At 42.3% G+C, this 12695-nt stretch carries 12 protein-coding genes; 2 read left to right on the forward strand and 10 right to left on the reverse strand.

Translation table 11 applies throughout. The features are described 5' to 3' along the window. Positions 1 to 13: 13 nt before the first annotated feature. Positions 14 to 1246 (forward strand): multidrug effflux MFS transporter, encoded by a 1233-nt coding sequence (locus MOB01S_RS02450; protein ID WP_066801070.1) that lies wholly within the window; start codon positions 14 to 16, stop codon positions 1244 to 1246. Positions 1247 to 1474: 228 nt separating this feature from the next. Here MOB01S_RS02450 and MOB01S_RS02455 read toward each other — a convergent pair whose 3' ends face one another. From MOB01S_RS02455 to msrA, 4 genes are all read right to left on the reverse strand, one after another. Continuing rightward, positions 1475 to 2881 carry a lytic murein transglycosylase gene (locus MOB01S_RS02455; RefSeq protein WP_084349583.1) on the reverse strand — a complete coding sequence of 469 codons (1407 nt, stop codon included), beginning with the start codon at positions 2879 to 2881 and terminating at the stop codon, positions 1475 to 1477. Positions 2882 to 3069: 188 nt separating this feature from the next. Then, positions 3070 to 4902 (reverse strand): hypothetical protein, encoded by a 1833-nt coding sequence (locus MOB01S_RS02460; RefSeq protein ID WP_066801073.1) that lies wholly within the window; start codon positions 4900 to 4902, stop codon positions 3070 to 3072. 24 nt (positions 4903 to 4926) lie between these two features. After that, positions 4927 to 6147, reverse strand: coding sequence for a porin family protein (locus MOB01S_RS02465; RefSeq protein ID WP_066801076.1), 1221 nt, complete (start codon positions 6145 to 6147; stop codon positions 4927 to 4929). 125 nt (positions 6148 to 6272) lie between these two features. Further along, entirely contained in the window at positions 6273 to 6782 is a 510-nt protein-coding gene (gene msrA / locus MOB01S_RS02470) for a peptide-methionine (S)-S-oxide reductase MsrA (RefSeq protein WP_066801079.1), read from the reverse strand. 74 nt (positions 6783 to 6856) lie between these two features. Between msrA and cmoA the strand changes: the two genes are divergently transcribed. Further along, a complete protein-coding gene (cmoA, locus tag MOB01S_RS02475) occupies positions 6857 to 7621 on the forward strand; it encodes a carboxy-S-adenosyl-L-methionine synthase CmoA (protein WP_066801081.1) in 765 nt (254 codons plus the stop codon). Positions 7622 to 7709: 88 nt separating this feature from the next. Here the strand turns inward: cmoA and MOB01S_RS02480 are convergent, their stop codons facing one another. The 6 genes from MOB01S_RS02480 to MOB01S_RS02505 form a co-directional block, all read right to left on the reverse strand. Continuing rightward, complete coding sequence (locus MOB01S_RS02480; protein WP_066801084.1) at positions 7710 to 8411, reverse strand: ABC transporter permease; 702 nt, start codon at positions 8409 to 8411, stop codon at positions 7710 to 7712. Then, the gene (locus tag MOB01S_RS02485) at positions 8408 to 9121 is read right to left on the reverse strand and encodes an ABC transporter permease (RefSeq protein WP_066801087.1); all 714 of its coding nucleotides are present in this window, start codon (positions 9119 to 9121) and stop codon (positions 8408 to 8410) included. The genes MOB01S_RS02480 and MOB01S_RS02485 overlap by 4 nt, the downstream gene beginning before the upstream one ends. Before the next feature lie 161 nt (positions 9122 to 9282). Next, positions 9283 to 10089 (reverse strand): transporter substrate-binding domain-containing protein, encoded by an 807-nt coding sequence (locus MOB01S_RS02490; RefSeq protein ID WP_066801090.1) that lies wholly within the window; start codon positions 10087 to 10089, stop codon positions 9283 to 9285. An 80-nt stretch (positions 10090 to 10169) separates the two neighbouring features. Next, positions 10170 to 10982 (reverse strand): transporter substrate-binding domain-containing protein, encoded by an 813-nt coding sequence (locus MOB01S_RS02495; protein ID WP_066801092.1) that lies wholly within the window; start codon positions 10980 to 10982, stop codon positions 10170 to 10172. Between the two features lie 11 nt (positions 10983 to 10993). Continuing rightward, positions 10994 to 11791, reverse strand: a complete 798-nt coding sequence (locus MOB01S_RS02500; RefSeq protein ID WP_066801094.1) for a transporter substrate-binding domain-containing protein — start codon at positions 11789 to 11791, stop codon at positions 10994 to 10996. A 25-nt stretch (positions 11792 to 11816) separates the two neighbouring features. After that, complete coding sequence (locus tag MOB01S_RS02505; protein ID WP_066801096.1) at positions 11817 to 12596, reverse strand: ABC transporter ATP-binding protein; 780 nt, start codon at positions 12594 to 12596, stop codon at positions 11817 to 11819. Positions 12597 to 12695 lie beyond the last annotated feature (99 nt).

The following is a 12695-nucleotide window of genomic DNA, read 5'->3' on the forward strand; positions in this document are numbered from 1 at the left end:
CACCGAGAAAATAATGACTAAGCCAATACAAAACACCACTCAACTTACCCCTTTTCCCACGCTTTGGGTCATGGTCATGGGACTGATGATTGCCATAGGGCCTCTTGCCATTGATATGTATTTGCCTGCCTTGCCAAGTATGGCGGACGATTTTGGAGTGGCGGTGGCGACTGTGTCAAAATCTGTGCCATTTTATTTTATTGGGTTGGTGTTTGGTCAGCTCATCTATGGACCTCTGTCTGACCGTGTGGGGCGAGTACTGCCGATGTATGTGGGCATGGCGATTTTTATCATGGCATCTATCGTCTGTGCGTTGGCACAAAATGAGCTGATGTTGTTTGTGGCTCGTACAGTGCAGGCATTGGGAGCGTGCGTAACAGCAGTAGTAACACGAGCATCTATTCGTGATACGCTAAGCCCTGTACAAGGAGCAAAGGCATTTAGCCTGATGGTGCTTGTCATGGGTCTGGCACCGATTTTGGCACCAAGTTTGGGGGCGTTGATACTTCAAGTGGCCAACTGGCGTGTGTTATTTTGGTTTTTGGCAGGATATGGCGTACTCAATCTGATTTTGACAAAAATCTTTTTAAAAGAAACGCTCAAACCTGAAAACCGCAATACCAGTCCTATAAGTCAAACTTTTTTAGGTTATTTGGATTTGTTAAAAGACAAAACATTTATCATACCTGCGGTGGCAGGTGGGTTGCTTCAAGGGGCATTTTTTATTTATTTGTCAGTATCAAGCGAACTGTTTATGGTGAATTATGGGTTAAATGAAAGGCAGTTTGCCATTGCTTTTGGAACAAATGCACTTGGTTTTATCGCCATGACACAGGTCAACCAGTACTTGACGGGCAAATTTCGCCTTGTTCAATTGCTCAGATTTGGGGCGTTTATGCAACTTATTTCAGGAGGTTGTTTGTTGTTATTAGGGCTTATTTTTGGGTCAAAGGCGTATTTCGCATTGGTGTTTATGACGGTATTTTGTTGTATTGCAGGGCTTGGGTTCACCCAGCCCAACGCCACCGCCATTGCACTGGCATTCCAAAAAAAGCGAGCTGGCATGGCATCAGCCATGCAAGGGGCATTGCAGTTTAGCGTGGGGATTTTTGGAGGATTGCTTCTAAGTTTGTTTGATGTGAGTGCGGTGCTAAAACTGGGGATTGTCATCACCACATTGGTGGCAGTGGGGGTGGTGCTGATTTATCGGATTGACCCAAAGCTAGATTTGTCCAAGATGGAATGAGTATGGCATGAATTGAGTATAAGTGATTGAGTATCTATACCAAAACAAATTTAAAAAATAATACAAAATGAGCCATTGTCCGTAGGGACGAATTGCAACTTGCCCCTACAAAACCGTATTGGATTTATAGTTTGGTGAGTATACTTAACTGTAATGTGAGTGCGGTTGCTTATAAACAACAATTGTTAAAAAACCCAACAAACAGTTAGGTTTTTTATGTTGATGTTGTTATTCTGGTATATAACTTATCGAGCCGTCCGCATTTTGTACACGGCGTAGCATAACAGGGCGATGATTGCCATTAGTATGAGTGTTATTGTGATGAAGTTGCCCCCTAGATATTTGAATGCTAGGGTTTTGGTAAACAGGTTGTGGTGCTTGGTAGTTTTGTTGCACAGGCTGATAATTGGGCTGATAGCTAGACTGTGCTTGATTGCTCATGATGAGGCGGTGGAATTTTTGTCCTGCACGCCCATCGGCAGGTACGCCCATTTTGCGTTGGTAATCCATAATTGCACGGCGTGTCCCATCACCAATAATGCCGTCTACCGCCCCAATGTCGTAGCCGTGATTGATGAGGGCTTGCTGTATTTGTTTGGCTTCGTATCTGCCAATACCAGCGTCATCGGTGGGCCATGGAGTGGCAAAGCTTGTGTTGGTGTTGCCTGTTTCTAACAAGGTAGATAAATGAGCAATGGCTAGGGCGTAGCTTTCGGACGCATTATAGCTATAAAAAGCATCAAAGTTTTTACCCACCAAAAACGCAGGTCCATGCCGTCCAGCAGGGAGTAGTAGTCCTGCACTTGCCATATCATAGGGTAGGGGACGACCATCAGGAAGTGTCAATCCCATATTTCGCCAGTAATCAATGGATTTTTTGTTGGTGCGTCCGCTTGTTCCAGAGTAGCCGTTTAGTCTGACTTCATAGCCCCATGGCTCACCTTGACGGTAGCCACTTTTTGCCAAAAAGTTGGCAGTACTGGCAAGTGCGTCCGCTTTACTGTTTACCAAATCTTTACGACCATCGCCGTCAAAATCCACCGCCAATCTTAAAAAGGTGCTGGGCATAAACTGTGTTTGTCCAAATGCTCCTGCCCATGAGCCTGTCATATCTTCACGGCGAATGTCGCCATTTTGGACGATTTTTAGGGCGTTGGCATATTCACCACGAAAGTATGACTGACGGCGGTCAAAGCACGATAGGGTAGCAAGACTTGTAAACAAATCTTTTTTGCCCAATGTCTGCCCAAAGTTACTCTCCACACCCCATACGCCAAGCACATGTTCTGCTTTTACGCCATATTGGGCTTCAATGCGTCTTAGGGTGTCTGCCATTTGGGCTTTGGCACGTAAACCATCTGTTACTCGCTCACTGTCCACCAGTGAGGCGTGATAATCCCATGGGTCTTTTTTAAATTCAGGTTGGTAGTTGAGTGAGCGAATCACCGTAGGGTCAGGCTCGGCAGGGCGATACTGTTCTAGGGTATGAGCCACAGAACGAAAAGCAGGCGTGCTTTTTAGGTTGGTCAAACAAGAATGAAAATGACTGCTTGATAGATTGGGTAAATCATTGGCGAAGGCATGAGTAGAAAACAGAGCAAGGGTAGAAATACTAAGTAATTTTAGGGGTTTCATGATATTTTCTCAAATTTTATCAAAAGCAAGCCATACTACAAAATTTTTGCCAAAATAAAAAGCATTATTGCCAAAAACAATGATTTGGCAATAATAGTGTAATATTTGGTTTACGAGTGCTTACTTTCGTAGTGATTGAGATATTTTCATCAAAATAATGGGGCGTAAGCCCCATTATTTTTTTGCCATTACTTAATGATGTTTCTATCGTTACTCATCGTATCTTTAGGGGTGAGTGTATTACGTCTGGTGTCAAGTTCAAAGCTGTGCCAGACTGTACCGACTTTATCCTTAGGTACAGGGATTGGTCGCCCTACTTGTTTGCCTAAGTTGTTGCCTTCTGGTAGATTGCGATTGCCTGCCGAATATAGAGTAACAGTCGCTCCTGATTGGGATAGAGCTTTGCTGTTTTGACTGCCTTTATTACTAAAATCATGTACATAAAAATTATATACACCAGGCTGGGTAACGTTAATGCGTGTCTGTTCTGGACGGTTGGTACTGCCTGCACCATGTGAAGTATCATCACGATATAGCATGGCATTTGGGTTGCCTGTCAGACTACCTTTGTTTTCAAAATGAATATGAAAACGTTCTGATGAGTTAGCACGAACTGGACCTGTCAGATGTGAGTCTAGGTCGGCAGGGTGATTACCCCAACGCAGAACAATATCAGCAGGAGCCTCTAACGTCATACTACCTTTGGCTAGGTAGGGGTTTTCTTGAATTGTTTGGCGTGCGTTTTGATTTTTATCAGCAGGTTTATTAAGCCACCATGTATTATTGGCAACACCAAAGTGGGAAGTACCATTTTGTGTGTATCGCCAAGTATTTGTCAGTATATTGTCGTTATTGATCTTACAAATCATTGGCCTAGGGTTGTCGTTGCAGGTTTGTGATTTAGGTATGCGATCGGGGTGTTTGTCAAGACTCCATCTTGCGTACTCAGCTTGAAAACCATCAGATACATATCCCCAACTCAATGGGTTGTACCACCTTACTTTATCATAATTATCATCATGTTGATTTCTTTGTGGAGTCCAACGCATATCTGGTTGATTGGATAAAGCGGTATTACTCCAATTGAAGTAGTAAAAATCATTGGTGAAATAGTCCCCCTCATAAGGTAAGCTAAAATATAATATTTTTGGTCCAGTAGCAGCTTGTTCCACTAATTCAATAAATTGATCTGCCGTTGTTAGGGCATCTGAAGTCAATTCTAATGGTTTTAGTACATCTGTTACTTTATCCACAAGTTCTGTTTGTAAAGTTGTATCATCCTTGATGTGTCTTTGTATTGCTGTTAGGACAATATTATGTCCATTTAATTTAAGCCAGTTTGTAACAGCCAGCCCAATATCTTTAGAGCGACCATTTTGTATTAAAAAAGAGATCTCATTAATTAAGCTTATATCTGTAACTGCTTCCGACAATATTTCTTGGGCAAGGAATGAGGCAAATGAACTATTATTGTTTGTTTTGATAACTGCACTTGCTAGAGTGGAGTACCCTTTTAAATGTGCGGATAATACAGTTGCCATAATCGTTTGAGGAGTTCCATTTGCAAAACTAATTCCTCCTCCTTTTGGAAAATCAGAGGCTTTTATTTCTGTGGATATTTTAAAATCTGGCGAATCATACCATTGAATTTCACTATATATAGTTTTTCCAGTTGCAAGGCTACCTAGATTGGGTATGGATTTTTTAACTATGGCATCATACATAGATTTGAATTTATCTTGATTTGCTGGAGGAATGATGATTTCTTTGATTACATTGCCCTTCTCGTCATGAATGTATGCCATGACTGCACCATATGTGCCATTTGAAAACGCAATGTTGCCATTTTTGTCAATATTGGCTTGTACACCCGAACCACCTCTAAGGGTGTCATTGCCTATGAATTCGGCAGAGCTTGCAGGATTATATGGTGTGTGGCGAAACCCTGTAATTTTTGCTGAGGCTATGCCTGATATAAGAAAAATAGATATGCACAAAGGCAGGCACTTAAATTTGTTCATGTTGAAAATCCTTATGACTGATAATTAAAACTGATAACCCAAACTACCAAACATATTCCACCCACGATATTCTTGTTTGTCCAAGTAGGGGGTGGGGTCGTCTTTCATATTAAAACGTTTTGCTGAAAGTGATAGTTGAGCTTGTGGGGTGATTTGGTATTGATAATTTGCACCGACACCAACTTTGGTGCGGGCTGGTATATATAGGGCGTTGATTTGGTCGTAGCTGTTGCTTTTGATTTTAAGATAATCCACCGACGTACCAACATTGTGTTTATCTTTAAAATACCAAGAATAACCAACATTCAACCAATGCGAACCGCCATTACTGTTAAACTGCTCCGCCTCTAAATCTCCTGTGAGGTTGTTGATGTATTTATCTTTTTGGCGGTAGGAGTAGCTATATCCACCATACAGTAATTGGTTGGGTGTGAGAGCGTATTGACCATTGGCATCTAGGGTGCGCAGATGCCCTTTTTGGTAGTAGGCTTTGCCTGCACGAGTTGTGATACCCGAGCTTTGGTGTGTAAAGCCAAGTGACATCTGCCCACGCTGACCTGTGCGAGTGTATTGTACAGTGGCAATGGTGTCATCACCAGGGTTGATTTCATCATTTTCAACGTCGGCATTGGGGTCAAACTCGCCACGAAAAATCTTGCTGATGCCAAAGCCAATTGTATCTTTGTCAGTAAATGAATGTGCGATATTGATGCCAGGCGTGATGTTACGACCTTCACCCAAACGAGTTTGCCAAACTAGGTTGCCATCCATGATGGCATTTTTCTCATCGCCTGACAGCGTAGCTTTGCCGTTAGGAAGGTTGGCGGATAGATTTAGGCGAATGGGTAGGTTGGATTCTTGATTGAGTGTATAGGCTAGACTGGCGGAGGTATCACTCCAACCAGACAACTCACCACGTTGGTTGGGTGATTTGTTGGCGGATTGAATGTAAGCACGCCGCAACCCTGCATTAAATGCTCCTTTTTGATAAGTGATATTAACAGGGGTAACATACTGAGAGCCTTTGAGGTTGTTCTCGCCTTTCCAGTCATACAGGTGATTTTCAATGCTTACGCCTAGTTGTCCCTCATTTGAGGTGGCAGCATGAGCAGTTGTATGTAAAAAGCACAATAATACAACTAAGTAGTGGAGTCTTGGCTTAGAAGTTCGGGGGGGGGGGGAGGTTGTATTGTATGAATGATTAATATAATAATCATTCATACAAACATCATTAATCTGTGTCATAAAAAATCCTTCTGAGACTGAGGTTGCAGATTATCTATCCAAGATTGTACATAAATCTAGATATTTTACAAGATTAATTTAAGAATTGTTACAAAAGTTATACAATATTAACTCTAAGTCGTGAGCTATTGGGTAAATTTCTCACGTAACTTTGCTAATTTTGGTGGAATGGCAAAGTTACAATAGCCTTGTGTGGGGTTTTTGGCAAAAAAGTTTTGATGATAACTTTCTGCTACATAAAAGGGTGGGGCTTTTTCTACACGAGTTACGACAGCCATATCGTCCGCTTTTAGTTGATTGATTTTTTGTTGGATAATGGGCAAATCGTCGTCATTGTGATAAAAAATCACAGAGGCGTATTGTGTGCCAATGTCATTGCCTTGACGGTTTAGGGTGGTGGGGTCATGTATGACAAAGAAAATATCTAAAATGGTGGATAAATCAATCACCTTATCATCAAAATCCACCTTGATAACCTCCACATGACCAGTATCACCACCACATACCGCCTCATAATCTGCCGTATGAGCTTGACCACCTGCATAACCAGAAGTTACCGCCTGTACGCCCTTTACTTTTAAAAATACTGCTTCTGTACACCAAAAACAGCCACCACCTAAGATAATTGTTTGCATAAAATAACCACTTTATTGGATTAAAATGTTAAAATAACAAAAATTGGCAAATTTGCAAGCAAAATTATTCAAACATGACTAAAAATTATCACGATACGCTATTTACCACCCCCCTTGATAAGTCAGCTCGCTTTTCCTTTGATGAAACGGTGGTTGCCTGTTTTCCTGACATGATAAGACGTAGCGTACCCGGTTATGGGCAGATGCTTGCCATGCTTCCTATTTTTGCTCGCCGTCATTGTGCCTATCGCCAGACGAACGATAAGGGGCAAAAGGTCAGTCGCATCTATGATTTGGGGTGTTCTTTGGGGGCGGTGAGTTTTGCATTGGCGGACAAATTCAATCCTGATGAATTACAAATCATTGCGGTAGATATTTCTGCCCCAATGATTGATAAAGCCAAAACAGTATTAACCGAGCATTATCCTGCCCATCAGATTGATTTTGTTTTAGCTGATATTTGTGAATTAGATTTACAAGAATGCGACATGATTATTTTAAATCTAACTTTGCAATTTTTATCACCAGAAAAACGCTTGGATTTATTAAAAAAATGTTATAACGCTTTATCAAAGGGGGGTATTTTAATTTTAACCGAAAAAACCCATTTAACCGATGAGCAAAATAATGCGTGGCTAATTGAACGCTATTATGATTTTAAACGAGCTAATGGGTATAGTGAACTTGAAATCAGTGGTAAAAGAAACGCCTTAGAAAATGTACTTATCACCGATGATGAAGCTACACATTTTTATCGGCTAAGTGAAGCAGGGTTTGAACGCAGTTTGACTTGGTTTAGATTTTTGAATTTTATGTCAATGGTAGCATTCAAGGTTTAAATAATGGATGTTATGTTGATGGTGTTTTAAAAGAATAAATTGCCAGTTGCCCTAAATACAAAACAAAAACCGCCCAAAGGCGGTCTTTTTATGTGGCTTTGTAAAATTTGTGTTTATTAAAATATTTCTCCACTTGATGAAATATCCCCAAAAACATCCACGACATGAGTAAATAAATAACCCCTGCGGTAAAATAGATTTCAAGTGTCATGTAGGTTTTGGCGATGATGAGTTTGGCGGTATACATCAAATCTACCACGGTGATGGTTGAAACCAGTGCCGAACCTTTTAGGATAAAAATCACTTCATTACTATATGCTGGGAGCATGACTCCAAAGGCACGAGGTAGGATAATGCGAGTGAGTTTGGTAAAAGGCGATAGCCCCAAAGCGTCAGAGGCTTCAAGCTCGCCATGTGGGATTGATTTGATTGCACCACGCACAATTTCAGCAACGTAGGCACAGGTATTTAGGGTGAGGGCAATGATGGCACACCAATAGGCTTGGCTTAGTACAGGTGTCCATAAAAAGCTGTTTTTGATGAAGTCAAATTGACCAAGCCCATAATAAATCAAAAAGATTTGTACAAGTAGGGGCGTGCCACGAAAAAAATAGATGTATAAAAATGATAAAAACCACATCGCAGGGTTTTTGGAAAGTCGCATGAGTGCCAACATCACGCCCAGTACCAACCCTAAGGCACTAGACAGTAGCACCAGCTCCAAAGTGGTTATGGAGGCTTTTAACAATTCGGGAAAATATGTAAAAATTGCTTGGGTGTTCCAGTTCATGATTTTGCCCCTTGTTGTTTTCTGGCGTAACGTGCAGATGGATTGATGTACCATTCTGCCGTGCCGATGACCGCCGTAACCACCGCTGTCAAAACTAAATACATGACCGCCGCCACCATAGCAAAGGTAAATGGCTCTTGGGTTGTTTGCCCTGCTCGGGACGTTACATAGGTTAGCTCATGCAGTCCGATGAGTGAGATGAGTGCGGTATCTTTGAGTAGAACTAGCATGAGATTACCAAGACCAGGTAGGGCAACCACCCACATCTGGGGAAAAATAATCCGCCAAAACGTCTGCATTCGTGTCATGCCCAGACTTTGACAGCTTTCCCATTGACCGATAGGAATGGCTCCTATTGCCATACGAAACACTTCGGTGGCATACGCCCCAAACATGAATGACAACGCCACCACACCCGGCCAAAAACTACCAATATCAATCCGCCCATGATAACCCATGCTTTTGGCGATGGCGGACACGACAATCCCTCCACCAAAATAAATGGCAAATACCACCAAAAGCTCGGGCAAGCCACGCACAACGGTGGTATATACTTGGGCAATTTTTTGTAAAATCCAAATCCTAGAAAGTTTGGCACTTGCCCCAATCAGCCCAAAGACCAAGCCAAATAGTAAACTTGCCACACCCAATTTTATGGTGAGCCATGTGCCTTGTAGAATGAGATTTTCGTAGCCGTGTAGGTTTATCACAAAAAAGCCTTAAAATAAAAATGGACTTGTGGGGTTGTCAAACCGACTATTTTACCAAAAATTAGGCAAATGCACAAAAGATTATCAGTGTACAGTAGTATAATATTTAAGCAAATTTGTGCATAATAAAAACCACCTTATGAGGTGGTTGTAAAGTTAAGCTATTTGGGCAAGTTGTCCAACATTGCTTCACCAAAATGTTGCACTACCAATTTATCATAAGTGCCATCTGCTTTGATGTCGGCTAGAGCTTGGTTAAATTCACCCAACAGCTTAGTGTCGTTTGGATTGATGGCAATGGCAAAACGGTCATTAATGTCAATGTCACCACTTTTTAGGGCAAAATCTTTACCCAAATCGCTTTTGAGCCACGACACGGCAGGCAGTTTATCACTAATGACGATGTCAGCACGACCACTGCCCAAATCCATGAATGCTCCGTCTAGCGTGGGGTAGAGCTGGATTTTGACATCAGGGTAATTGGCACTAAACCACTGGCTGGCAATGGTGGAGTTTTGGGCGGCGACTTTGAGGGATTTTAGGGTGTCGGTATTTTTGTCATCAAAGGGCTTGTCTTTGTGTCCGATAAAAACGAGCGTGTTGGCAAAATAAGGCTCACTAAATGCAACTTGTTCTGAACGTTCTGGAGTGATGGACATTGCCGAGACGATGGCATCGTATTTACCTGTTTTTAAAGCAGGTATGATGCCGTCCCAATCTTGGGCAACCACCTCACAAGTAACATTCATTTTGGCACACAGAGCATTGGTCAAATCCACATCAAAACCTGCCAATTTACCATCATTGGTGGTGTAGTTAAAGGGGGCGTATGCCCCTTCGGTGGCGATTTGTAGGGTGGTAATTTTGGGCTTGGTGTCGGTGGGGGCGGTGGTTTGTGCGTTGTCGCCACCACAGGCAGTTAATCCAATCATGGATAGAATGGCGATACATAATGTCATGTGTTGCATTTTATATCCTTTAAAATAAATGGGTTAAAACTGATAAAACAAATTGGACAAAAGATAAGTACCTTTTGTCCAATCACCGATTAGTTGGTGGTTTGCTGTGTTGGGGTGGTTTCGGTGCTGGCTGTTTGGCTAAAATATTTTGCCATTAGTTTGTCATATTCGCCATTGGACTTTATGGTAGCAAGTGCGGTATTGAATTTATCTTTTAGGGCATCATTTTTGCGAATGGCGATGGCAACCTTATCATCAATGTCAATAGGACTGCCCTTGATTTCAAAATTTGCACCTGCGTCTGTTTTTAGCCAGTCTGACACAGGGACAAAATCTGACATCATGTAGTCAATCCGTCCTGCACTTAAATCCAAATAGACATTGTCTTGTTTGTCATAAGGTTTGACTGTGGCTTTGGGTTGGTTTTTGGCAAGGTAATCGGCTGATAGAGTGGACTGTTGTACGCCGACAGTTTTGCCAGCCAAACTATCAAGTGTAACTGTTTCACCTTTTTTGCCAATGATAACCAATTTGTTGTCAAAATAACTGTCAGTAAAATCCACCACTGCTTGACGTTCGGGTGTAACTGACATGCCTGCCATGATGGCATCTGATTTTTCGGCGTGTAGGCTTGGGATTAGACTGTCCCATTCTTGGCTTGTGATGTCGCATTTGGCTTTCATTTCGGCACATAAAGCATTGGCAAGATCAATCTCAAAGCCTACTGTATTTCCTTGATTGTCAAGATAGCTAAAAGGTTTGAAACTTGATTCGGTAGCGATGTGAATCACTGTTTCGCCTTGCGTAGCGGTATTATTGGTGGGTGTGTCGGCAGGTTTTTCACCACCGCACGCCACCAAAAGGGCTGTTCCCAAAACCACGCTTAGGTATTTGATGTTCATGATGATGTTCCTTATTTAGGGGCAGATGAAGTACCAAATGAGGCTTCTTCAAGTTTGGCAAGTGTGCCGTTGGCTTTTAGGGTGGCAAGAGCTTTGTCAAATTCGGCTTTCAAAGGATCACCCTTACGCACGGCAATGCCTAAGTTGTCGTTGTTGTCAATCTCATCGCCAATCAGCCCAAATGTGGGGGTGTTGTCTTTGAGCCAGTCGCTTGCTGATACCTTTTCTGCCATGACTGCGTGGTTGCGTCCTGCTTTTAAATCTAGATAGGCATTGGTATAGGTATCATACACTTGTACACGGTTGCCGTCTTTGCCGTCATATTTTTGGCTGATATAATCCAATCCTGTGGTAGCACGTTGTCCGCCTAGGATTTTGTCTTTGACATTGTTTGGGTCAAATGAACCGTCATTTTTGGCAAGCCATACGATGGTGTTGGCAAAATATGGCTCACTAAAATCCACCTGTGCCTGACGCTCTGGGGTGATGGACATACCAGCGATGACGGCATCGTATTTTTGGGTTAAAAGACCAGGAAGTAAGCCGTCCCAATCTTGGGCGATGATTTCGCATTTGGCTTTGATTTCGGTGCATACTGCATTAATCACGTCCACATCAAAACCGACAATTTTACCGTCTGCGGTCATGTTGTTGAAGGGGGGATAGTTGGCTTCGGTGGCGATGATAAGTGTTCTGTCGCCAGCAGGTTTGGCGGTGTCTGTTGGGGCGTTGGTGGATTGTTCACCACCACAGGCAACAAGCATGGTGCTAAGAGCCATGACGCTTAGGGCGGATTTGAAGTGTGTCATAAATGTTCCTTATAAGAATAAAAAATTAACGGTGCGATGCCATAAACTCACGCACTCGCTCTGATTTTGGGTTGTCAAAAACTTCGCTGGGCGTACCCATTTCTTCAATACGTCCTTGATGTAAAAAGACGACTTTGGTTGAGACTTCTTTGGCAAATCTCATGTCGTGCGTTACGATGAGCATCGTGCGACCCTCGCTTGCCAGTTCTCTGATAACCGCCAGCACTTCATTGACAAGCTCTGGGTCTAGGGCGGAAGTTGGTTCGTCAAATAAAATGACTTGTGGGTTCATTGCCAATGCCCGAGCGATGGCGACACGCTGACGCTGACCGCCTGATAGGTTGTCAGGGTAAGCCTCTTTTTTGTCGGATAGACCCACCTTAGCCAGTAGGCGTTCGGCTTCTTGAATGGCTTCGTCTTTTGGGGTTTTTAGGACTTGGGTGGGGGCTTCAATGATGTTTTGTAGGATGGTTTTGTGAGGCCATAGGTTAAAGTTTTGGAAAACAAAGCCGATTTTGGCACGCATTTTTTCAAGTTGTTTGGGGTTTTTGGCGACCAGCTCCCCCTTTTTTTGAGTCAAAATCAACTCATCATTGCCAATAAAAATCCGCCCTTGACTGGGTTTTTCAAGCAGGTTAATACAGCGTAAAAAAGTAGATTTGCCAGAGCCACTTGACCCAAGAATGCTAATGACATCACCGTCATGAGCGGTCAAAGAGATGCCTTTTAAAACTTCAAGTGAGCCAAAATTTTTGTGAATGTCTTGTAAATCAAGGATAATAGGACGTTCGGTGGTGGTGTTCATAATTTTTTTTAAAATTTTTTGGTAATCTTATATTAAAACCCAAACACCCCCAAAAGGCAATAGATTTTTTTTAAAAATCATCAAAAATATTTTATCATT

The sequence above is a fragment of the Moraxella oblonga NBRC 102422 genome, assembly GCF_001598275.1.
Lineage (GTDB): Bacteria > Pseudomonadota > Gammaproteobacteria > Pseudomonadales > Moraxellaceae > Moraxella > Moraxella oblonga.

What these genes read in the sequence shown, in the direction of transcription:
- cmoA (WP_066801081.1), top strand. Translation starts at nt 6,857, where the DNA reads ATGACTAAAAATTATCACGATACGCTATTTACCACCCCCCTTGATAAG.
- MOB01S_RS02505 (WP_066801096.1), bottom strand. Translation starts at nt 12,596, where the DNA reads ATGAACACCACCACCGAACGTCCTATTATCCTTGATTTACAAGACATT.
- MOB01S_RS02465 (WP_066801076.1), bottom strand. Translation starts at nt 6,147, where the DNA reads ATGACACAGATTAATGATGTTTGTATGAATGATTATTATATTAATCAT.
- MOB01S_RS02480 (WP_066801084.1), bottom strand. Translation starts at nt 8,411, where the DNA reads ATGAACTGGAACACCCAAGCAATTTTTACATATTTTCCCGAATTGTTA.
- MOB01S_RS02490 (WP_066801090.1), bottom strand. Translation starts at nt 10,089, where the DNA reads ATGCAACACATGACATTATGTATCGCCATTCTATCCATGATTGGATTA.
- msrA (WP_066801079.1), bottom strand. Translation starts at nt 6,782, where the DNA reads ATGCAAACAATTATCTTAGGTGGTGGCTGTTTTTGGTGTACAGAAGCA.
- MOB01S_RS02500 (WP_066801094.1), bottom strand. Translation starts at nt 11,791, where the DNA reads ATGACACACTTCAAATCCGCCCTAAGCGTCATGGCTCTTAGCACCATG.
- MOB01S_RS02450 (WP_066801070.1), top strand. Translation starts at nt 14, where the DNA reads ATGACTAAGCCAATACAAAACACCACTCAACTTACCCCTTTTCCCACG.
- MOB01S_RS02495 (WP_066801092.1), bottom strand. Translation starts at nt 10,982, where the DNA reads ATGAACATCAAATACCTAAGCGTGGTTTTGGGAACAGCCCTTTTGGTG.
- MOB01S_RS02460 (WP_066801073.1), bottom strand. Translation starts at nt 4,902, where the DNA reads ATGAACAAATTTAAGTGCCTGCCTTTGTGCATATCTATTTTTCTTATA.
- MOB01S_RS02455 (WP_084349583.1), bottom strand. Translation starts at nt 2,881, where the DNA reads ATGAAACCCCTAAAATTACTTAGTATTTCTACCCTTGCTCTGTTTTCT.